This window comes from Paenibacillus sp. MAHUQ-63 (genome assembly GCF_028765165.1).
Taxonomy (GTDB): Bacteria; Bacillota; Bacilli; order Paenibacillales; family NBRC-103111; genus Paenibacillus_E.
Genome location: NZ_JARADB010000003.1, coordinates 524,433 through 544,361 on the forward strand (window position 1 = coordinate 524,433; position 19,929 = coordinate 544,361).

Genomic DNA, 19,929 nt, shown 5'->3' on the forward strand with positions numbered 1-19,929 from the left:
GTTAGCATCCACTTGCAGCTAGTTTTACTTAGTTGCAGCAGGTGCAACAGTTCGGGCAGTCGCATGCAGCAGGTGCAGTCAGTTACAGCATTTACAGCATTTACAGCATTTACAGCAGGTGCAGCAGTTTTGCGGCAGTTGCACCAGTGCACCAGTTACCAGTAGTTACTACAGTTCAGGCAGGTGCATCCAACAGTCGCAGCAGGTGCAGAGGTAAGTCAGTTGCAGTAGGTACGGTCAGTACATAGGCGCAACAGGTACATGCAGTTACTGTAGTCACTTCATTAATAACAGGTGCAGACAGTTACTTTGCCGCTGCAACCGTCAGCGGCGAAATCGTCCACGCCGGCGATGCCCCCCGGAGCCCGACACGGCCCAGCAGGAACGCATTCGGGTCCGTCCATTTCACAACCGGCGCTTGGCTGCCCTCTGCGAAAACAGCAATGGTCGGCCCGTGCAGCTTCACGGTGATCCGGCGGGTCTGGCCAGGGAGGAATGCCAGCGTGCCGGAGGCTGCCTGAACGGCATTCTCGTAGCTGATTCGCCGCAGCACGACCCTGCCGTTATAGAACGCGAGCCCGTACCCCATGAAAGCATCCTTCACCTGATCCTTGAACTCGGACTCGTTCGTCGTCCTCAGCAGGATGCCCGCTTCCTCCGCGCTTTCAGCCGCATCGGCCTTGAGCGTCAGATCGAAGCTGACGTCGTAGTCCGTCCAGCCCCAATCGCCGCCGAAACGGTTGAAGATGCCAACCGCCGCCGGCTTGACGACCGTCGTCTCGGGCACAGGCGCCGTCAAACTCGCTTCCGCGTACCTGAGCGTGATCTCTCCCTTCGCCCGGCTCAGTGACAGCCACTGCGGCCCTTTCGTTAGCGCGAACTCGCCCAGCGGGACCGTCGTCCACTCCGCATCGGCTGCGAATAAGGAGGCATCCAGCTTGACCTCCTTGCTCTTGCCATTGATTGCCACGGAGAGCGTGGAGCCTGCTGACGATCGGGCTGCCTTCACCGCAAGCAGATAGCTCCCGTCCTGGCGAACGTTCACGGGAAAGGAAATCCCGTCGCCCTTGCCCGACAGGACCACGGCATCGCTGCCGTCGGGCGTTATACCGGATCGTACGTCCGGGTTGCCGTCGCGCAGCCCATGCACAGCTTCCATCGCGCCGGGCAGCGGCTTGATCACTTTCATATCACTGCTGCCGTTCGCATCATTCGCGAATGCCGTATAGCGCAGCTCCGGCTTCGCTCCCTGCGGCCATGCATAGCCGATCCGGCCGGCCTTAGCCGCCATACCCGCCTGCTCGATTCTGAGCAGCCCGTCCCAGTAAAGCAGCGTGCCCGCGCTCCCCGACTCGACGCGAATCGTATGCAGCTTCGCCATATCAGGCAGCGGCTTCGCAGCAACAACCGTGTCGACGCCGTTCACACGGTCGACCAGCGCCAGCTCCGCCCCGTTCACACGGACTAAACGATAATTGCGCTCATCCGCATAGGCGAATATAGCATCCAGCGAGGAACTTCCCCCGGCATCGCCCAACCGGAAGTTATACTCTACGGTATATTTCTCTTCTGTACGGCTTCGCGCCAAAAGTGTCTCACGGCCTTCAAGCTCAGCCGACTCCCACTTCTCCCCGGCTGGCACTGCACCCGGCACGTCCCGGAACACCGGCATCGCCGGCGCTTCTTGCGCTGTCCCGTGCGTCGGCCCGAGAACGGACATTTTATCCCCGTTGAATACGAGCCGGTCCAGATTCAGCTTGCGGACGGGAGGTCCTTCCGCAGAGCGTCCGATCAGGTTATGGTAGACGATATAATAGGAATCGAGATCGGGTCCCATTACAGTCGCACTGTGTCCCAATCCGTTGAAATCAGCCGCCGTGGAAATCAGGATCGGATTGTTCTCGGGAATATGGTAGGTCCCCATCGGAGATTCTTTGCTCACGCCATAATTGACACGGTACCCTTTGCTGAATACGTGATTCCCGGTGTACGTCATGAAGTACCGCCCATTGCGCTTAATGATCATCGAGCCTTCCGTCCAATGACCGAGCGAGGCGTTCAACTGCGTATCCGCTCCGATCGTATACGGATCGGACATTGGGCTCGCCATAATGCCTCCGAATTTGGCGTGTGTGAAATACCACTTCTCATCGTCGTCGATAAACACCGAGCCGTCGATCGTGAACCCGAGATTGTCCGTCTTCTTAACGAACGGTCCGGTTGGCTTGTCGCTCTGGAGAACGTAATGTCCTTTGCCTGCAGGCGACGTATACATATAGAACGAACCGTTCCAATAAACCACCTCCGGCGCATAGGCGCCTACGCTAATGGGCTCCTCCGTAACCAACCCTTCATAGCGCCAGTTCACCAGATCGTCCGAACTCCATGCTTTAATGCCGACTCTGCGGTCCTTCGTACTGCAATACAAATAATATTGGCCATCGTACCGAAGCACATAAGGATCTCCGATGCCATAATCCTCCCACTCCTGATCCAGCACGAACGGATTCTGGTACGTTTGTCCCAAAGCAACCTCCATCCTGTTCGCTCCCTTCTTTCCATCCGACGGCAGCATCGGCGTAACCAATACCAGCGCCACCAGCACAATTGCACTCGCAGCAATAATAAGCAACCACGATTTTCTAGACTTTGGCATTTATCTGTCCTTTATTCAGACTTTAGCATTTATCTAACCTTCTATCCCAAACTTTAGCATTTATCCATCTATCTCTTCTTCTAGCGGGTAATTTCCAGCGCATAAACGGAAGAAGCCCTAAGCTGACAAGTCACTTGTGAATGCATAACCGGCAATTCGCGGGTGACGCACACCACATTCTCCGGGTTCAGCGCATTGTTGATGCTCTCATAATGATCGCCGGTCAGTTCCAGCAAACGGGCTGTACCCGATTCAGCGAACCCGCCCAACTCCACATCGGTTATCGTATCCTCGAGACTTCGGTTCACGATCAGAACCGTCAATTTATCGCCGGCTGTATTCACACAAGCGACGACATCCAGGTTCGGCAGATCATTCAACTGCGGCGCGGGTACCGTCCCCTCTGCACGTTGAACCGAAAAAACGGCGCAATCGGTCTGACTCTCCACAACGTACCCCAAGTCGCTGTTTGCATACATCTTCATGACATAATAAGAAGGTGTGCCGTACACGGTCAAACGGTTCTCGCTTCTGCCGGCAGATTTCCCTCGGAACTGGTCCGCATAGAAATCTCCCACCCGAATGCAGCCGCCAAGCCAACCGTTCACAAGGTCGGAGAAACTGCCGATCTCGATCAAATCGCTATTGCGGATGAATTCGTTGAGATTCGCCGCATTCGCAGCCGCCGCCTCCAGCGTATGCTCATTCGGAAGCCCTTTGCGGATTGTATTCGCATAATACATCGTATTATATTCGGTGACAGCCAATTTCAGATGGGCGTAACGGTCCGAGGACCCGAACTTTTCCCTTAATTGTCTGACGGTTTCCCGCGTCCACTCCGGATAAGTGACGATAGCTTGAAACCGCTCTTCTTGCGGCGTACGGGCATTCATCCCGAACCGGTTGGCGCCATGATACAGATGCAAAGTCAAATAATCGATATACTCGGCAGCCCGCTCCAATAACGGCTCGTTCCAATCCATCCTCACATCGCCGCAAGCCAACAGCACGATTCCCGGATCAGTTGCTTTCATCGCCTGTGCGAATTGCAGATAACGTTCTGCGAACTGCTCCGCCGTGCAGTGACCGACCTGCCAGCCGCCCCACACTTCATTGCCGATCTCCCAATATTTCACGCCATATGGTTCAGGATAGCCATTGGCGGCACGCAGCTTGCCCATCGGCGTATGGGCATCGCCATTGCAGTATTCCACCCATGCGGCCGCTTCCTCGGGCGTTCCCGACCCGTCGTTGACACAGATGAGTGGCTCTACGTTCAGCTCACGGCAAAACCGGATAAACTCATCCGTTCCGAAATATTTGTTCGTCCAGCCGCCCCACGCTTCATTCATCACGCACGGGCGTTCATACATGGGCCCGATAGCCTGCTGCCAATGGTAAGCGCTGATATAATTGCCCGCAAGCCTCATCATGCCGGCATTCAATTCCTTCGTCATCGCCATGACTTCCTGGCGGACATTGCCTGTGCGTACGGAAGGGAGCAAGGAAATGTGATCCAGCCAAAGCATCCCCGTGGATACGTGATCCAGCCAGCGCTCATGCTCCGCAGACACATACAAGCGGAACTCTGCTTGCTCGCAATCGCGTGAAACGGTGAGCACCGCTTCATAGTGCCGCCAGTCGTGGCTGATCGGCTCGATATTCGTCCGGCCCAGCACTTCGCCGCATGCCCGATCTACAATCTCCGCCGTGACCTGCTTGATCTCCACAGAAGCTCGCGCATATAGCGCCAAATCATAGCCTTGCGAATCCTGCTTCACTGCGATCGCTTGGCTTATGCCCGCATAAGCCTCATCATCGCTATAGATGCGAATCATTTGACTATGCCCGGAATGGCGGGCGGCCGCAGCCTCAAGCCCATAAACGGTGCTTTTGCCGTTCGTGTAGGGACGCCAGTCACCGGAAAGCCCTCTGTACGTGACGTCCATACTTTCAAAGTCCATATCTTTGAGCGGATAAGCCAACATGGCATCCATATGATCGCGGATGTCTTCGACGAAGTGTCCGAACAAGAACGGATTAATTTTACTTGTGCCGACGCGATTCGGCATGACCTGGATTCTAGCTTTTGATTGCACCATAGTCTAAACGCTTCCTCCCCCTGTTATCCTTTTAATGAACCAATCATAACGCCTTTCACAAAGTGCCTTTGAACAAACGGGTACATAACTAGCACCGGCAGGCTGGAAATAATGATCACAACATATTTGATGCTTTCGGCAAGCAGCACTTTGGACTCCAGCCCTACATTGCTGTCAGCCGCATCCGCCGAGTTGACCATCAGCACCTCACGCAGCACGAGCTGCAGCGGATACAAATCTTTGCTGCGAATGTAAATCAGCGCGTTGAAATAAGAATTCCAGTGACCGACCGCGTAGAACAGGATCATGACGGCCAAGATCGGTTTGGATAAGGGTAAAATGACATGCGTCAACAGCTTCCAGTTCGAGCACCCGTCGATATGTGCTGCTTCCTGAATCTCCCAAGGGATGCTGGTTTGAAAATAAGTGCGCATCACAATCAAATTATAGGTGGCAATAGCGCCCGGGATTACCAGCGCCCACATTGTGTCCACCATCCCCAAGTTTTTCACGAGGAGATAAGACGGAATGAGCCCCCCGCTGAAAAACATCGTAAGCGTTACGAAAAACATAATGATCCCGCGTCCGGGCAGATCCGGTCTTGACAGCGGGTAAGCGGCGAGCGTCGTCATTAGCAGATTGATCAGCGTACCCACGAGTGTGTAGATAATAGTATTGCCGTAGCCGTTCCAGATTTGCTCGTTCTCAAAAACGTTCCGGTAGGCGTCCAACGTTATTTGCTTAGGCAGTAAGACGACTTCGCCGCTTAGCACCAATGCGGGATCGCTGAAGGATGCGCTAACGATAAAGATGAGCGGGTACAGCACGGCGACCACGATCAGGACGGCCAATATGTTCACGACGGCATCGAATATCTTCTCGTCCGATTTCCTTTTCTTGCGCGTTATTTCCTGCACGACAGGCCCCTCCTTACCATAAACTTGTCTCCGCCTTTTTCCGGGCGAACCGGTTCACGAGCAGCAGCAGCGCCAGATTAACGACAGAGTTAAACAAGCCAATAGCAGCCGTGTAGCTGTATTCGCCTTTCAAAATACCTGCGGAGTAAACGAACGTGGAGATCACATCGCTGGACTCCAGATTTAAATTATTTTGCATAAGCAAAATTTTCTCAAACCCGACATTCATGAAATGACCGACGTCGAGTATTAACAAAATGACGATGACCGGCAAAATTCCGGGAATCGATACGTGCCAGATGCGCCGCAGCCGGCTTGCGCCATCCATTTTGGCCGCTTCGTACAGCTGCGGGTTGACGCCGCTCAGGGCTGCAATATAGATGATCGATTGCCACCCCATATTTTGCCAGATGTTAGAGCCGATGAAGATCGTCTTGAACCATCCTGCCGAATCGAGAAACCGAACCGGCGTACCGCCAATCGCTTCAATAATCGTATTGACCGGTCCCCCTCGGGTAGACAGGAACAGCATGATCATCCCGACCATAACGACAATGGAAATAAAATGGGGAATATACGTAATGTTTTGCACAATTTTACTGAACGCCTTGTTTCGAATTTCCGTAACCAGCAAAGCAAGGAGGATCGGAATCGGGAAAGCGAACAGCAGAGAAAATAAATTAATCGAAATGGTGTTCCAGAGCAGCCTCCAGAAGTAGTACGACTCGACGAACCGCTCGAAATGATCCAGACCGACCCAGGCGCTGCCGCTGATGCCTTTGGCCGGTGAGAAATTCTTGAAGGCAATCTGCAGCCCGTACAGAGGCCCGTAATGAAACACAAGATACCATGCGATGGGGATGAGCAGCATCAAATAGAGGTCGTACCTGCTGCTCACCGCTTTCCAGAGGCTGGAGCGCCTCGATTGGGTTCGAGACGCCACGCCTGCCGTATTTACCGTACTCTTCATCTATAGCCCTCCAGCCGTCAAATACCGCTTATTTTCGCTGCTTTATCTTGTCGTAAGCGTCCTGATACAGCTTTTGCAGCTCGTCGATTTTCATTTTCTTGAGCGTGCTCTGGAACTCGCCCCACTTGTCAAAGCTAAGCGCTCCAGCGATAAACTTGGTGCTTTGTTCTTCGTAATACTTATCAATATCGTTACGTAAAATATTGATTTGCTGCGCAGTTTGCTCGTCGAACATCGGAGCCGCATAGAGAATTTTCGGCATATAAGGATCGAGCTTCTTTTGGGCTTCCTGTACCTGCGGCGGGTTGATGAACGAAGCTACCTTTTCGCTAATCAGATGAGGAGCCCCGCCTCCGGCGTAAGGAGTGATTTTGGACTGATTGCCTGTCGCCAGGAAGGCGTCCGTATAATAAGGAATCCCATTGCGCATTTCATAATTCTCTCCTTGGCGGCCGAATCGCAGCAAAGTAGCTCCTTCGTCACTGTAAAAATAATCAATCCAACGCATCGTTGCTTCCGGATTCTTATTCACCGAGGTGATGGCGAAAGCTCCGAAATCCCGTGGCACTGGAGCTGACAACTGCAGCCTGTCGCCATGCGGCCCTTTTACTGGAGCTATGCCGGCGTATTGTTCGTTCACTTTCCCACCCAGCATCGGATTGTTCGTCTGGTCAAAGAAGAAGCCTGTATTGCCTGATCCTTGCTTCGCCAAATATTGCGCTTCTTTCTGTGAAAAGATCTCCTGATCCAGAAGCTTTTCCGAATACAGCTTATTTAAATACATTAACATCTCTCTATTCCGGTCATTCCCCATCCATATTTGGACTTTGTCATTCTCGATGTTAATGTAATAGCCAAGCTGCTTATCCAGGCCGAATGACCCGCCCATGATATCGGCAACCGGGATGCCTAAGCCAGGTCCACCGCTGGCACGAGCCGTCATCGGAATTTCATCTTGCTTGCCGTTGCCATTCGGATCCTTATCACGGAACGCTTTTAGAACTTCGTACAATTCTTCCGTCGTTTCCGGTTCTTTCAGATTTAGTTTTTTCAGCCACGATTGGTTCATCCATCGCTTGTCCGTTCTGGCAGCGTTTACAGAAACAATGCCTGGCAGCGCATAAATATGACCTTCCGGCGTCGTGATCGCCGAGCGAATCTCCGGATACGTGTCCATCAGCTTCTTCATGTTCGGTGCATATTTATCGATCAAGTTCTCAAGCGGAATCAGCTGCCCGCCCGAGCCGTAGCGAATGGCCTCAAGAGGTGTGAGACCGGAGCGGTACATAGCGTCCGGAAGCTCATTGGACGCGAACAACAAGTTCTTCTTCTCCGCGAAGCCGTCCGTCGGCGCTTCAATGAATTCCACCTGCACGTTGCTCAGCTTCTCATAATCCTGGAACACCGGCATATCCTTGAAAGGTCCGTTAGCCGGCGCAATCCGCGTGAACATCTTAAGCTTGAGCGGTTGGCTTACAATCGGGAATCCTTCGGATGACACGCTTTTCGTTGCATCGCCCTGAGGCTTCTTCTCTTGATCTGTGCTCGAAGCCGTATCGGAGCTGCAGGCGGATAACGTCATACTGGAAACAACTAAAGTAGAAAGCAGTAAAGTCCCCCAATTTTTTTTCATTTTATCTTTCCTCCGTTCGTGGATGTTAGCCCTTGTTGAGAAAGCGTTTTCTAAGGGTTGCTCTCATTATAATGAATGTCGACTCCCCAATGGTTCAACATATATGACTTTCCATTCTACTTTTTTGACTGTTTCAAATGATCGATATACGCTTGCGGCGTCATTCCCGTTATCCCTTTGAATACTTTGAAGAAATACGTATAGCTCACGAAGCCGACCTCGCTGCTGATCTGTTTCAGTGCATAAGAGCCTGATTCCATCAGCATGCAGCCTTTCTTAATGCGAACCCGGTTCAAATACTCGGTGAAGGTCAACTGCGTCTCCTCCTTGAACAGCCTGCTTAGATAGGAAGGATTCAAGTTCAAGGCGCCGGCCGTACTGTCCAGAGAAATGTTAGAAGCATAATGGTCGGTGATGAATTGCACCGCTTTGGCAATATGGCGCGAATACGGTTCGCCGGCATGCTGCTTCTTGATCGTCTCCACCAACTGGGCGAAGTACGCTAACAGCCGCCGTTCCAGCTCGGACACGCTCCCCATGCGGGCAAGCTCGTTCCGTGATGACGCCATGTCCAGATCCTCGGTCGACATGTGCGGATCATGCCGCTTCAACGATAATTGCACGAGATGCAGCATTTCGCTGACGATCACTTGCACCGTCATGGCATAGACAGGGAGATGAGCTGCTGCGGCAAAAATCGTTTGAACCGTGTGCTGGATCCGCTCACCGTCCAGCTGCTCCAGGAAGAGCAGCAGCTGCTTCTGCTGCTCGGCAAACCGGGCATCCCGCAGCATGGAGGCGTTCATGCCTTGCTGGAACTTGGCGTCCAGCTCTTGGTCGGCTGTGCGGTAGCTGCCTCCAAGCTGCTTCAGGCTGCCGCATAGAGGCCCGATGACATGCACGCATTTCATGTTCAAAAACTTCTCCAGCGCGTGAGCTAGCGAGCTAACCGCCTGGCGGATGGAGCTGGCGACCGTATGCTCGCTTCGTTCCTCCGAGGCGAAGAGCGCAATGAAACGCCCCTCCCCTACATAGCCGACCGTCCGCGTCTGCACGTCGCCGATCGCCATCTGCATCACATCGATGGCCTGCTGCACAAGCCGGTTCTTCTGCACATCGTTCAAAGACTCCGTCAGCAGCAGAAAAGGAACGATTTGTACGGCGGCTACGCCGTAATTAACACAATGGGCGTAGAGCCCATTATCCTTCGCATAAGCTTGCAGCGCTTCCCCTGCATGCTCCGCATCTCGGGCCAAATTAGCCACGTATTCCCGAAGGATGACCGGGCTTAAGCGCTCGATCATTTTGGATTGCGCGCTTCTAGCTTCATGCTCCCGTTCTTCGCTCCGCAGCGCTTGAACCGCCTGTTCCAGCAGTCCCAGAAGCGTCGCCGGATTCAAGCGGTGCTTGAGCAAATAGTCCATCGCCCCGTTCATCAAGCAGGTTCGCACATAATCGTAATCGTCGAACGAGCTCAGCATAATCATCTTCACCTTCGGGAACCGCTCTCGGATCATCCGGCTCAGCTCCACGCCGTTCATAATGGGCATGCTCACATCCAGGATGGCAATATGCGGCGCCTCCCGCTCCATCATCGTAAGCGCGATCTCTCCGTTCTGCGCTTCACCGCAGATGGTGAACCCATGCTTCTCCCAATCCAGCATACTCTTCATATCGTTACGGGCCAGCGCCTCGTCATCCACCAACAAAACACGAAACATCTTTCATCCCTCCTGCTGCAATTGGGCCTGCTCCGCCGCCTTCCACGGAATGAGCGGAAATTTAATCTGTACCGTGGTATGGCTGTTCGGCTCGCTATGAACAAACACGCCGTAAGACTCTCCGAACAGGCGCACGATCCGTTCATGCACGTTGCGGACTCCCATCCCGCTGAAACGCGTATTCGTCTGAACCTCGAACAGCGCATCGATCTGCGCTTGCGTCATGCCCTTGCCGTTATCTCTGACTTCAATTCGCAGCTCTTGGCCTTCCACATAAATGTGAATATGCACGAGTCCTTCATGCTCGGAGGCGGAGATTCCGTGAATGATTGCATTCTCCACAAGCGGCTGCAGCATCAGCTTCAGCACGCTGAATTGCAGAAGCTCCTCCTCTTTCACTTCAATAAGCAACCGGATCGGCTCTACATATTTGTATTTTTCAATATTGACATAACTGCGGACATATTGCAGCTCTTCCTGCAAGGTAAGAAATTCATTCGTATTGCCGAGCACACCGCGCATCAGCTCGATGAGCGACTCCGATACCTCCACAATGTTCGGCACCCCGTTCAGCTTGGCCAAATATTTCACCGTATTGAGCGAATTATATAGAAAATGCGGGCGAATCTGCGCCTGCAGTACGGCCAACTCCGCTTCCCGCTTAGCCTTCTCGGTCGTCACGATCCCTTCTAGCAAGCGCTTTAATTCCTCGACCATGCCCTTGAAAACATGGTATAGCTGGCCGATTTCATCTTTGGAGCGGATCTCAACGGCCGGCAGCGTCATGTTGCCTTCCGTCACATGCATCATCATCGATCGCAATCTGCGAATATTCCGGGTAATACGCGAGGATACCTGCAGCGTGCCGATTACGATGAACATAAACACAATAATGGCTACTGTTGCCAGTACATTGCGGATTCGAGCCGTTTCCGTGAGCAGAGACTTCATCGGGACGAGAGTGAGTGTCGTCCATCCGGTATAAGCGGATTTCCGCATGACGACCAGGTACGATTTTTGATCGATCATTCTTTCCACCGATCCGTCCGTGCCCGCCAATTCCTGGCCAAGCCCAACGATCGTTTCCTTGTCGAAGGCGCTCGTCTGCGGCTGGTAGATGAATTCATTCTTCCTGTCCACGACATACATCATGCTGTCCGAGGTCGGTTTGACGTCATATATTTTCTTAATGAACTCGTCATTCAGATCGAACATGACCATGCCGATCAAGCTTCGGTTGTAGCGCAGCTCGCGCCCGGTCACGATCGAATCGCTGACGCCGGTTTGATGGAAATAAGCATGGCCCGACGGATTTTGCAGCAAATCTTTCATCATCGGTGTCAGCAAAATATTCTTATCCAGCCAAGGGGAACCGACGAAGAACACCTTCTCGTTCAAACCAATGACAGCTACCCGCGATATGTAAGGCTTATAGGCGATCAAAGCGGACAAAAACTCCTCGATCCTCTTCTGCTCCTGGAACCATTCGTAACTCGGCTCTACTGACTTGCTTTGCAGCGTATCCAGCACGGTCCGATTCGTAGCGACTACCGTATTCAGACGGCTAACCTCCTCCAGCCGGAGATTCAAGGACTCATCCGCCTGCCGGATGCTTTCGGTTACGGACGTTATCGCATTATTTTTGACCGTTTCTCTCATATACAGATAGACAATACTCGTCACGGCTACGATGCCAAGCAGCGTGACCAGCGAGAAAGCGACGAAGATTTTCCCCTGGATGCTTACCGTAGGTGAAATGAACTTCTTTAAGGAGAAAAACTTCATGGACGGAACCCCTTTCCCATTCGCCTTAATTAGAAAAAAACATGAACCCGGCCCGTCTCCAGGCGTGATTCATGTTCTAATATTACCTACTGCAGGGCGTTATGCATAGCCCCTCTCCGTCATCTTCGGCCTGAAGCAGGACGATACCCGGACGGGTGCGGAACGGAGCGGTCCGGTCGTTGCCGAAGAAGGTTGACCACAGCTTGCCTTCCCGGTCGGTGAACATCGTGCCATGCCCGCCGTGCGGAACCGCCAAGCGTCTCGGCGTATACGGACCGTACACGTGGTCGGAGACGGCGTACATAAGATCGTACGTGCCGTCTACGCGCGTATCGCCGTTCCATTCCGCAGCCCCCAGAATATACTTGCCTTGATGCTTGACAATGAAAGCTCCTTCATACCCGACGCGCTGTCCGTCCGAGCATAGCAGCTTGCAGGGGTCTTCCGCGAAGCCCGTCATATCTGTCTTCATCCGGGCGATTTTACCGTCCTGCCAGACGAAATACACCTGGCCGTCCTCATCTTGGAATAGACTGGAATCAATATCCGTATTCGTCATCCGGCCCATATCGAGATAAGGTCCTTCCGGCTTGCCGGATGCGCTCTTGATTAATCCGGTCCCCCCGCCCTTCAGCGAATATGTGATCCAGAACGTGCCGTACAAATAGATCATCTCCGGTGCCCATAGGCACGGGTCTTCATAAATGTTGTTCTCCCAGGTGCCGTTCTCGGCCAAGTCCCATACTTTGGCCACATGCCGCCACTGCTGCATATCGGCAGAGTTCCACACATGAAGCTGATTGTTGCGGTCCCAGAAATTGCTGTACGGCTTATCGGAGGTCCCGGTCATATAATACGTCCCGTCGGGTCCGACGCTGATATGCGGGTCGCGAATCGGGAAGCCGGCGACCGGCTTCAGGCTGCCCACGGCCCCTTTCTCCAGCACGGCATCCTCATTCGGACGGATGAAGCCCGGTTCCGTCACGGACATCGGAACGATGGAGGGGTAGTGCTCGACAGGCGAATAGCTGCCGCACCCGGTGAAAGAAGCATACAGCCGGTCATCCGGGCCGTCAAACAAGCTGATCTGCCCGCCGTGCGGCAGCGCCAAATACCGGCGGCTGTAGGGGCCATAGATCGACCGGCTTACCGCTGCGAACGTATCGACGGCATCGCTGCCCATTCGAGCGAGCCGGTCCGCACAGAACAGATAATAGTACCCGTCCCGTTTGTACAAACAAGCCCCGTGCGAGCCCGCTTGCCATTGATTCGTGAAGGATGGCCGGTCCTCACGTCCCGGTACTTTCCAAGGCTGCACTTCGGCCGTAATCGGACTCTCCGCAAGGCCGGTCAGATCGTCCTTCATGCGGGCGATTCGGCCATTGCCGTAAACCCAGTAGACGGCCCCGTCTTCATCCTCGAACAGCGAGGCGTCCCGGCCGTCCGCCGTCATCCTTCCCATATCCCGGTAAGGGCCATGAACGGAGCCGGATTCGCTCCGCAGCAAGCCCGTCCCTCCTTCGGTTAACCCGTAAGCGACCCAGAACGTGCCATGCAAATAGCGGATTTCCGGCGCACGAACGCCCTGCCCGCTCCCCTTCTCCTGCTGCCATGTTCCCTCGGCTTCCATGCGCCAGACCGTTTCCGGTCCCGTCCATGCCTTCAAATCCGGGGAAGTCCATATTTGCAGGCTGGTGCCTTGTGTCGTTCCGGTCAAATAGTACGTTCCGTCAGGTCCCTTGCAGATACTCGCGTCTTCCAGCGGGACCGGCATAATCGGGCGGATGACGACGGCCGTGTCCGAATAGCCCGTGCATGCGGACCATTCCGTTTCGGGATGCGGAGGTTTGATGAGAAAGTCGCTCTTCACAAGTAGCGCCTCCTAGCGTGTGTTTTTAAGAATAGTATAACGCGCGTTAGGCTTACGCTTAATAGAGAAACCGGAAGAACAGGTGAGGAATATGGACATCTCCTTCACTCCAAAGCCGTTTTTGTCAATTGTTGTCCTACTTCTTCGCGCCATGCTACAATATAATGACAAGAAATGACAAGCATCGGGATCGACTTATAGAGGGAGCTGCGGACGATGTCGAATACCCCGGGGAAACAAGGGCCTATCTACCATCTGCCTCCTTTTGGAGAGCCGCCACCGTTAAGCGTACAATTCATTGGCGTCAATTACTGTGAACCTCATTACCGGAACGTTCGAACGCTGGCCAGAATTACCGTGATCGGTTATGTGCTTGCCGGCCAAGGCCGTGTACAAGCCGGTCCCTTGTCAGGCATTGCCCGGCGCGGGGATATTTTCATCCTGCCGGCAGGCTGCAGACACGAAGTGACCGCAGACCCGGATCATTCCGACACATGGAGTTACATCTGGTTAAACATAAGCGGCTCGTGGATCTTGAACATGCTGGAGGCTTATAAACTGCTTGATCATATCACGGTACAGGACAGCGGTCTTGAGCCTGTCTTTCAAGATGCTATTGAAAGCGCTAAGACCCTAACGATTGAAGACATGCAAAGTTATATTCAAATCGTCCTGATGCGTATCGTCGTCTCCCTGTCGGAATCGCTTCGCGGAAGAGGAGACACGCTTACCCCTACGGTTCGCGCGATTAAACAATTTCTGGACAATCATATTCTTCATCCGTTCGACTCCGGTAAGCTCGCGGACCATATCGGCCTTTCCTACAAACAGATGAACCGGTTGTTCAAACAAGAAGCCGGTACGACGCTATACAATTATGTTATCAACAAAAAGATTGAATCCGCCAAACTGATGCTGCTGGACACGCAGCTGACCGTCAGCGATATCGGGTATAAGCTGGGATATGACGATCCGCACTATTTCTCCAACTTATTCCATTCCAAAGCTGGCGTAAGACCGAGTGAATTCCGCAAGCTGCTTGGCCGAACGGAGTAATACCGTTCCATCACTTTCAGACGGAGCTTCCCTATGAACGTACAATTGGATTTGACAACGATGCTGATTGCGCTTGTGATCGGGCACCTCTTCACGGTGATGTTCATAGCCGCTTATCTGCGCGGGCAGAAGAACGATACGACCGTTCAACTCTTCATCACGGCCAAATGCGCCCAAGCCGCAGCTTGGTTCGTTCTGATGCTGCGCGGTGGCATGACCGACCCGTTGACGGTCTCTTCGGTGAACTCGCTGCTATTCATCGGGTACGCCTTCGAAGCCGTTTCCATCGTCCATTGCCGGCAGGCACTCAGCCGTTTAACGAAGTTCCTGTACATCGCACTGGTTGCCGTGAATATCGCCGGATTCCATATGATCCTTCTCTTCTTCAACAGTGAGAGATTACGGATTATTTTTGCTTCCGCAGGAATAGCGGCGCTGATAGTCCTGCCCGCATACCGGCTGCTTCGCGGGCGAACGGGTTCCAATCTCGCGAAGATCATGGGCTATTTCTATACGCTGGTTATCGTTACGCTTCTGGGCAGGATCGCTTTGGCCCTTCTTTTCAACAATCCGCTAAGCTTATTCAGCCACGGCGCCAATCAGACCGTGATGCTGCTTGCCCAATATTTGATCATGATTTCGGGGAATACGGGTTTCGTACTATTAATGAAGGAACGAACAGACCGTGAGCTGTACATACTGGCCCATTATGACGATTTGACCGGCGCCATGAACCGCAGAGCGTTTATTTCACGCGCCAAGATGTGCTTAACGGCTCATGCCAGGGTCAGGGAACCGGTCAGCCTGCTGCTGTTCGATATCGACCAGTTCAAACATATTAACGATTCGTTCGGCCACGATGCGGGCGATCGCGTCCTGGTCGACCTTTCCTCGCAAGTGAAACGGCATATGGGTACGGACGATCTGTTTGCCCGGTACGGCGGGGATGAGTTTGCCATTTTACTTCCAGGCACGGCTGAAATGGCATCCACACAGCGCTCGGAACGCATTCGGCAAGCGGTGGAGGAGTCCGTCGCGATGTCCGCTAACATCCCCTATACGATCAGCATCGGCGTCTTGACGGTTATACCGGACCGCGATACGACATTTGAAGCGCTATACAGCACTTGCGATCAAGCGCTATACCAAGCCAAAGCGCTGGGACGGAATGCCGTATCCCGAGCCTTACCCGCCGAATAACGCCTGGTTATGACTTCTTAGAGCGTATCTCTTGGGCGATAAGCTGCGTGATCTCCGCCAAGCCGCTCGAGCCAAGGTCGCCTTCGCCACGCTTTCTGACGGACACCGCTGCGGAGCGTTTCTCGTTCTCGCCCAGCACGAACATATAAGGGACTTTCTCAAGCTGGGCCTCGCGAATTTTGTATCCCAGCTTCTCGTTCCGCACATCGGCTTCAACGCGAATGCCAGCCTCCTCCAAGCTGTGCTTCACTTGCAAAGCGTAGTCGGCATAGTTCTCCGATACCGGCAATAGTTTGACTTGGACCGGCGCCAGCCAGAGCGGGAAGGCCCCGGCAAAATGCTCCGTCAATATCCCGATAAACCGCTCGATAGAACCATATACCGCGCGATGGATGACGACAGGACGATGCTTCTGGCTGTCTTCGCCGATATAGGAGAGATCGAATTTCTCAGGCATCTGGAAATCGAGTTGGATCGTTCCGCACTGCCAGCTTCTCTTCAACGCATCCAGAATATGGAAATCGATCTTAGGCCCATAAAACGCTCCGTCGCCTTCATTCACCTGATAAGGAATTCCGAGCTTCTCCAGTACGTTCTGCAGCGATTGTTCCGCCTGCGTCCACAATTGTTCGGAGCCCATGGAATCTTCCGGCCGGGTAGACAGCTCGACCTTGTACGAGAACCCGAGTACTTGATACACGTGATCGATAAGCGAAATAACACGACCGATCTCTTCCTCGATTTGTTCAGGCTGTACGAACAGGTGCGCATCGTCCTGACAAAATGTCCGAACCCTCATCATGCCGTTCAAGGCTCCCGAGAACTCATGGCGGTGTACTTGACCGAATTCACAAATGCGCAGGGGCAGATCCCGGTAGGAGCGCAAGCTGTTCTTGAAGACGAGCATATGTCCCGGGCAGTTCATCGGTTTGAGCGCATACTTCGTATCGTCTACGTTCGTGAAGTACATGTTGTCTTTGTAATGATCCCAATGTCCGGACTGCTCCCATACCCGGTTATTCATCATCAGCGGCGTGCGCACCTCTGCATAGTCCCGCTGCCGCTGCAGCTCACGGGCAAAGTTCTCGAGCTCGTTGCGAATCGTCATCCCTTTGGGAAGAAAGAAGGGCATCCCCGGCGCTTCTTCCGAGAACATGAACAGCTCAAGCTCTTTGCCAAGCTTGCGGTGATCGCGCTTCTTGGCTTCCTCCAGGACGTGGAGATGCTCTTCGAGCTGGGCCTTCTTCGGGAATGATGTCCCATAAATGCGCTGCAGCATTGGATTGCTGGAATCTCCGCGCCAATAGGCGCCCGCCACGCTCATCAGCTTGAACGCCTTGACCAGGCCTGTCGAAGGAAGGTGAGGTCCCCGGCACAGGTCCGTGAATTCGCCTTGGTCGTACATCGTAATGACGGCATCTTCCGGCAATCCTTGAATGAGCTCCAGTTTAAGCGGCTCTTCAAGCTCCCCGAATGCCTGGACCGCTTCCGCCCGGCTGACCACTCTGCGGATGACCGGCAGATTCTCGCCGATAATGTTCGCCATCTCTTGTTCGATGGCTGACAGATCTTCGCTGGACAGCGGTTTCTCCAGATCCACATCGTAATAAAATCCGTCCTCGATGACAGGTCCGATCCCGAGCTTAACGGACTTCCCGCCATATAGGCGTTTGAGGGCTTGCGCCAAGATGTGAGCCGTGCTGTGTCTATAAATATCCAAGCCGTCTTTGCTGTCCAGGGTAACAATTTCAATAAGGCTATCGTGCTCAATCGGTTGGTTCAGATCAACGAGCTTGCCGTTTATCTTGCCTGCCGCCGCATTTTTCTTCAAGCCCGTGCTGATCGACGCCGCCACTTGTTCAATGGTCGTGCCTTGCGCATACCTCCTATTTGTTCCATCCGGCAATGTTACTTTGATCTCCATGATTTAGCCTCCATTCCTCATTCGTTATTGTTTCGTTGAACGCAAAAAAACGCATCTCTCCCTAGAAGGGACGAGTGCGTTCGGCTCGTGGTTCCACCCTAATTCGACCAGGCTCTTCCGCTCGGCTGTACGCCAAATACTGAAGATGCAAGGTCCTTGTTGGTATCCGGTATCGGGGATAAACCGGTGCCGCTTACTGCCGCCAACATCGGTTGGCTGGGTTGGGCGCCACGGCTGCAAAGGGGTAATTTCACAACCGGTAACTGGAGAAGCTTTCAGCTGGAACTTCTCTCTCTGGACAGTTCGTGAAGGAAATCATGTCTTTGGTCATTGCCTGTTATGAGTTTCAACTTTTCTTGGAACAATCATACATAAGGACATTTCGAAAAGTCAAGCCCCAAATAAAAGCCCGCCGGTTAAGCAATGAAGCGGGCTTCTCTCACAGGCCGGCCTTACGCCTCAAAATGATACTTTTTCTTGGCGAACCGGCCGATCGCGTTCACGATTCCGTACAAGACAATGGAGAGGAGCGCCAGCATCGCAATGCTCACCATGACCATGTTCATCTGGAATACCTGGCCGCCATAAATAATTAAATAGCCAAGCCCTGCCTTCGATGAGAGGAATTCTCCCATGATCACGCCCACTAACGTTAGCCCTACGTTAACCTTCAACGTGGCCAGCAGATTAGGAATGCTCGCCGGCAGGAGCACCATCCGCAGCATTTGCGCCTTCGACGCGCCGAAGGACTCCATTAATTTCAGCTTCGTTTTGCTAATTTCCTTAAACCCGCTTTCGACCATCATGATCGTGACGATCACCGAGATCGCCATCGCCATGCCATAAATCGAGTATCGGTCTCCCAGCCAAATATAAAAGATCGGACCGAGCGCAACCTTAGGCAGCGCGTTTAAGACGACCACATAAGGCTCCAGCACCTTCGACGCGAAAGTGGACCACCAGAAGAGAACGGCAACGAAAGTGCCGATCAACATCGATACGGCGATTCCGATCAAGGTTTCCAGCGCCGTCGTCCAAGTATGCTTGAACAGATCGCCATGGAAGGCGAGCTCTTGGAATGAGCTGACGATTTGCGAAGGCTTGGAGGTCAGCATCGCGTCCACCCATTTCCAATTGGCGGCCAGCTCCCATAACCCGAGGAACAGCACCAGGACAAGCAGTTGGGACAGGCGAACGGTCCACAGCTTGCGCTTCTGAACCCGCAAATAGTCGGCATACTGCGCAGATACCGCCTTCTCCGGGACTAAGGTGATCCCTTGCTCTTTTAATGGCTCCGAACTGATGCTAGGCTCTCTAACCGGCATGAACGACATGACCTTCCAGCTCCCTCCAAATGTGATTAAAGTAATCGTTATACCCGGCGGCTTCCCGTTTGTTCCACGGTGTCAACTGCGCGCCTTGCCCCAAATCAATGTCATAAATGGCAGAGATCGTGCTCGGCCGTTTGGACATCACCATAACCCGGTCGCCCATGCTGATCGCTTCGGATATATCGTGCGTAACCAGTACAGCCGTCTTGCCCTGGTCTTTAATAATGCTATGAATTTCATCCGCCAGCGTAATGCGCGTCTGGTAATCGAGGGCGGAGAACGGTTCATCCAGCAGCAGAATATCCGGCTCCGTCACGAGCGTCCGGATGAGCGCGACCCTCTGGCGCATCCCGCCGGACAGCTGGGCCGGACTATGATGGGCAAAGCCGCCCAAGCCGTAACGGTCCATCAACTCCAGCGCTTTGCGCTTCGCCTTCCCCAGATCCATCTTGCGAATCTCGGCGCCAACCAACAGGTTGCTCAAAATATCGCGCCATTCGAACAAATGGTCATGCTGCAGCATATACCCCACCTTGGGGGAGGTGCCTGTCACCTCCTGCCCGTCAATGAGCACCTTGCCTTTCGTCGGTTGATACATCCCCGAGATGAGCGAGAGCATCGTGCTCTTGCCGCAGCCGCTCGGCCCGACGATACTGATGAATTGACCCGCTTCGATGGCGATATTGATCCGGCGAATCGCCTCAGTCTCCTGTTTGAGCGTGAAATAGCTTAAGCAAACATCCTTGAGCTCGATTTGGGCCATC

Annotated in this window: 14 protein-coding genes; 3 read left to right on the plus strand and 11 right to left on the minus strand. The window is 53.4% G+C overall.

Annotated features, from left to right (window positions below; all coding sequences use genetic code 11):
- Positions 1–304 precede the first annotated feature (304 nt).
- From PUT07_RS18580 to PUT07_RS18615, 8 genes are all read right to left on the minus strand, one after another.
- Complete coding sequence (locus tag PUT07_RS18580; RefSeq protein WP_274469851.1) at positions 305–2,656, minus strand: family 43 glycosylhydrolase; 2,352 nt, start codon at positions 2,654–2,656, stop codon at positions 305–307.
- Between the two features lie 80 nt (positions 2,657–2,736).
- The gene (locus tag PUT07_RS18585; protein WP_274469852.1) at positions 2,737–4,758 is read right to left on the minus strand and encodes an alpha-L-arabinofuranosidase C-terminal domain-containing protein; all 2,022 of its coding nucleotides are present in this window, start codon (positions 4,756–4,758) and stop codon (positions 2,737–2,739) included.
- Between the two features lie 23 nt (positions 4,759–4,781).
- Positions 4,782–5,666: a carbohydrate ABC transporter permease gene (locus tag PUT07_RS18590; RefSeq protein ID WP_379240353.1), complete on the minus strand. Its 885-nt coding sequence runs from the start codon at positions 5,664–5,666 to the stop codon at positions 4,782–4,784.
- A 22-nt stretch (positions 5,667–5,688) separates the two neighbouring features.
- Entirely contained in the window at positions 5,689–6,645 is a 957-nt protein-coding gene (locus PUT07_RS18595) for an ABC transporter permease (protein ID WP_274469854.1), read from the minus strand.
- Positions 6,646–6,673: 28 nt separating this feature from the next.
- Positions 6,674–8,278 (minus strand): extracellular solute-binding protein, encoded by a 1,605-nt coding sequence (locus PUT07_RS18600; protein WP_274469855.1) that lies wholly within the window; start codon positions 8,276–8,278, stop codon positions 6,674–6,676.
- A gap of 116 nt (positions 8,279–8,394) precedes the next feature.
- Positions 8,395–9,999, minus strand: coding sequence for a response regulator (locus tag PUT07_RS18605; protein ID WP_274469856.1), 1,605 nt, complete (start codon positions 9,997–9,999; stop codon positions 8,395–8,397).
- A 3-nt stretch (positions 10,000–10,002) separates the two neighbouring features.
- Complete coding sequence (locus PUT07_RS18610; protein WP_274469857.1) at positions 10,003–11,784, minus strand: cache domain-containing sensor histidine kinase; 1,782 nt, start codon at positions 11,782–11,784, stop codon at positions 10,003–10,005.
- An 82-nt stretch (positions 11,785–11,866) separates the two neighbouring features.
- Entirely contained in the window at positions 11,867–13,654 is a 1,788-nt protein-coding gene (locus tag PUT07_RS18615; protein WP_274469858.1) for a family 43 glycosylhydrolase, read from the minus strand.
- Positions 13,655–13,870: 216 nt separating this feature from the next.
- Here PUT07_RS18615 and PUT07_RS18620 point away from each other — a divergent pair, with 216 nt between their 5' ends.
- Entirely contained in the window at positions 13,871–14,710 is an 840-nt protein-coding gene (locus tag PUT07_RS18620) for an AraC family transcriptional regulator (RefSeq protein WP_274469859.1), read from the plus strand.
- A 33-nt stretch (positions 14,711–14,743) separates the two neighbouring features.
- Complete coding sequence (locus PUT07_RS18625; protein ID WP_274469860.1) at positions 14,744–15,910, plus strand: GGDEF domain-containing protein; 1,167 nt, start codon at positions 14,744–14,746, stop codon at positions 15,908–15,910.
- A 7-nt stretch (positions 15,911–15,917) separates the two neighbouring features.
- Here the strand turns inward: PUT07_RS18625 and thrS are convergent, their stop codons facing one another.
- The gene (thrS, locus tag PUT07_RS18630; RefSeq protein ID WP_274469861.1) at positions 15,918–17,834 is read right to left on the minus strand and encodes a threonine--tRNA ligase; all 1,917 of its coding nucleotides are present in this window, start codon (positions 17,832–17,834) and stop codon (positions 15,918–15,920) included.
- Between the two features lie 156 nt (positions 17,835–17,990).
- Between thrS and PUT07_RS18635 the strand changes: the two genes are divergently transcribed.
- On the plus strand, positions 17,991–18,143 hold the full coding sequence (locus tag PUT07_RS18635; protein WP_274469862.1) for a hypothetical protein: 153 nt from the start codon (positions 17,991–17,993) through the stop codon (positions 18,141–18,143).
- Positions 18,144–18,286: 143 nt separating this feature from the next.
- Here the strand turns inward: PUT07_RS18635 and PUT07_RS18640 are convergent, their stop codons facing one another.
- Both PUT07_RS18640 and PUT07_RS18645 read right to left on the minus strand, forming a co-directional pair.
- Entirely contained in the window at positions 18,287–19,168 is an 882-nt protein-coding gene (locus tag PUT07_RS18640; protein WP_274469863.1) for an ABC transporter permease, read from the minus strand.
- On the minus strand, positions 19,149–19,928 hold the full coding sequence (locus PUT07_RS18645) for an ABC transporter ATP-binding protein (protein WP_274469864.1): 780 nt from the start codon (positions 19,926–19,928) through the stop codon (positions 19,149–19,151). Before PUT07_RS18645 ends, PUT07_RS18640 begins: the two co-directional genes overlap by 20 nt.
- Position 19,929: the final 1 nt, after the last annotated feature.

What these genes read in the sequence shown, in the direction of transcription:
- PUT07_RS18580 (WP_274469851.1), bottom strand. Translation starts at nt 2,656, where the DNA reads ATGCCAAAGTCTAGAAAATCGTGGTTGCTTATTATTGCTGCGAGTGCA.
- PUT07_RS18585 (WP_274469852.1), bottom strand. Translation starts at nt 4,758, where the DNA reads ATGGTGCAATCAAAAGCTAGAATCCAGGTCATGCCGAATCGCGTCGGC.
- PUT07_RS18595 (WP_274469854.1), bottom strand. Translation starts at nt 6,645, where the DNA reads ATGAAGAGTACGGTAAATACGGCAGGCGTGGCGTCTCGAACCCAATCG.
- PUT07_RS18600 (WP_274469855.1), bottom strand. Translation starts at nt 8,278, where the DNA reads ATGAAAAAAAATTGGGGGACTTTACTGCTTTCTACTTTAGTTGTTTCC.
- PUT07_RS18605 (WP_274469856.1), bottom strand. Translation starts at nt 9,999, where the DNA reads ATGTTTCGTGTTTTGTTGGTGGATGACGAGGCGCTGGCCCGTAACGAT.
- PUT07_RS18610 (WP_274469857.1), bottom strand. Translation starts at nt 11,784, where the DNA reads ATGAAGTTTTTCTCCTTAAAGAAGTTCATTTCACCTACGGTAAGCATC.
- PUT07_RS18620 (WP_274469859.1), top strand. Translation starts at nt 13,871, where the DNA reads ATGTCGAATACCCCGGGGAAACAAGGGCCTATCTACCATCTGCCTCCT.
- PUT07_RS18625 (WP_274469860.1), top strand. Translation starts at nt 14,744, where the DNA reads ATGAACGTACAATTGGATTTGACAACGATGCTGATTGCGCTTGTGATC.
- thrS (WP_274469861.1), bottom strand. Translation starts at nt 17,834, where the DNA reads ATGGAGATCAAAGTAACATTGCCGGATGGAACAAATAGGAGGTATGCG.
- PUT07_RS18640 (WP_274469863.1), bottom strand. Translation starts at nt 19,168, where the DNA reads ATGTCGTTCATGCCGGTTAGAGAGCCTAGCATCAGTTCGGAGCCATTA.
- PUT07_RS18645 (WP_274469864.1), bottom strand. Translation starts at nt 19,928, where the DNA reads ATGGCCCAAATCGAGCTCAAGGATGTTTGCTTAAGCTATTTCACGCTC.